This is a genomic window from Neisseria sp. P0021.S005 (assembly GCF_051956955.1).
Genome location: NZ_JBQCWY010000674.1, coordinates 1 through 1,650 on the forward strand (window position 1 = coordinate 1; position 1,650 = coordinate 1,650).

Annotated in this window: 2 protein-coding genes and 1 pseudogene; all 3 read left to right on the plus strand. The window is 56.1% G+C overall.

Annotated features, from left to right (window positions below):
* A pseudogene (locus ACTHUE_RS18190) lies at positions 1-318 on the plus strand (YraN family protein); the annotation flags it as partial.
* A gap of 4 nt (positions 319-322) precedes the next feature.
* Entirely contained in the window at positions 323-916 is a 594-nt protein-coding gene (locus ACTHUE_RS18195) for a phosphoheptose isomerase (protein WP_440403490.1), read from the plus strand.
* A gap of 73 nt (positions 917-989) precedes the next feature.
* On the plus strand, positions 990-1,601 hold the full coding sequence (locus ACTHUE_RS18200) for a BON domain-containing protein (RefSeq protein WP_204787780.1): 612 nt from the start codon (positions 990-992) through the stop codon (positions 1,599-1,601).
* Positions 1,602-1,650: the final 49 nt, after the last annotated feature.

The window sequence follows — 1,650 nt, forward strand, 5'->3', positions numbered from 1 at the left end:
GCTGAAGATGCGACGCTCGCCCTCCTCCTTTGCAAGGGCTGCTCGCTGCTGGTGAGGAACCGGCATTGCGCCTACGGTGAAATCGATTTGATCGTCAAAAACGGCGGGACGATTGTGTTTGTTTAAGTAAAATACCGCAAAAACCGAGGTTTCGGTGGTGCCGCATACAGCATCTCGCCGTCCAAATTATTGAAATTGCAACGAAGTGTAGAGTATTATCTGCAAAAGCACGGGTTGAACCATGCTCCCTGCCGCCTGGATGCGGTACTGATTGAAGGCGACGGCCAACCCGAATGGATTCAAAATATTACAGGTTAACCTCATGATAACATTACAAGAACGCGTTTCCGCACATTTTGCCGAGAGCATCCGCGCCAAGCAGGAAGCCGAAAAAGTACTGGTCGAGCCGACCGCACAGGCTGCCGAGCTGATGCTGCAATGCCTGATGAACGACGGCAAAATCCTGGCCTGCGGCAACGGCGGTTCGGCTGCCGACGCACAACACTTCGCCGCAGAAATGACCGGCCGTTTTGAAAAAGAACGCATGGAATTGGCCGCTGTCGCGCTGACGACAGACACTTCCGCCCTGACTGCCATCGGCAACGACTACGGTTTCGACCACGTATTCAGCAAACAAGTGCGCGCACTCGGACGTGCCGGCGACGTATTGGTCGGCATCTCCACCTCCGGCAACTCCGCAAACGTCATTGAAGCCATCAAAGTGGCACACGAACGCGACATGCACGTCATCGCCATGACCGGCCGCGACGGCGGAAAAATCGCCGCCATGCTCAAAGATACCGACGTTTTGCTCAACGTCCCTTATCCGCGTACTGCCCGCATTCAAGAAAACCATATTTTGCTGATTCACGCCATGTGCGACTGCATCGACTCCGTCCTGCTTGAAGGCATGTAACCCTTTCTTTTCAGACGGCCCATCCCTTAAAGGCCGTCTGAACACCCACCCGTCCATACCCAAGGAAAAGGATATGAAGAATATCAAACGCTACGCCCTCCCCGTTCTGACAGCGACCCTCTTGAGCCTGAGTCTGAGCGGCTGCGTCGGCGCACTGATCGGCGGTGCTGCCGTCGGCACCAAATCCGCCGTCGACCGCCGCACCACAGGCGCGCAAACCGACGACAACGTTATGGCACTGCGCGTCGAAACCACCGCACGCTCCTACCTGCGCCAAAACAACCAAGTTCAAGGCTACAAGCCCAAACTGAACGTTGTCGGCTACAACCGCCACCTGCTCCTGCTCGGCCAAGTGGCTACCGAAGGCGAAAAACAATTTGTTGAACGCATCGCCCGTTCCGAACAAGCCGCAGAAGGCGTGTACAACTACATCACCGTTGCCTCACAAGCGCGTTCGCTTGGCGACGTGACCAACGACACCTGGGGCACATCCAAAGTCCGCGCCGCCCTGTTGGGCCTCAGCCCGGCCACCCAAGCACGCGTCAAAATCGTAACTTACGGCAACGTGACCTATGTCATGGGTATCCTCACGCCCGACGAGCAAGCTCGCGTGACCCAAAAAGTCAGCACGACCGTCGGCGTACAAAAAGTCGTGACCCTCTATCAAAACTACGTTGCCAACTGATTCACAGGCAACCCGGGGCCGTCTGAATATTCAGACGGCCATTCCTCCA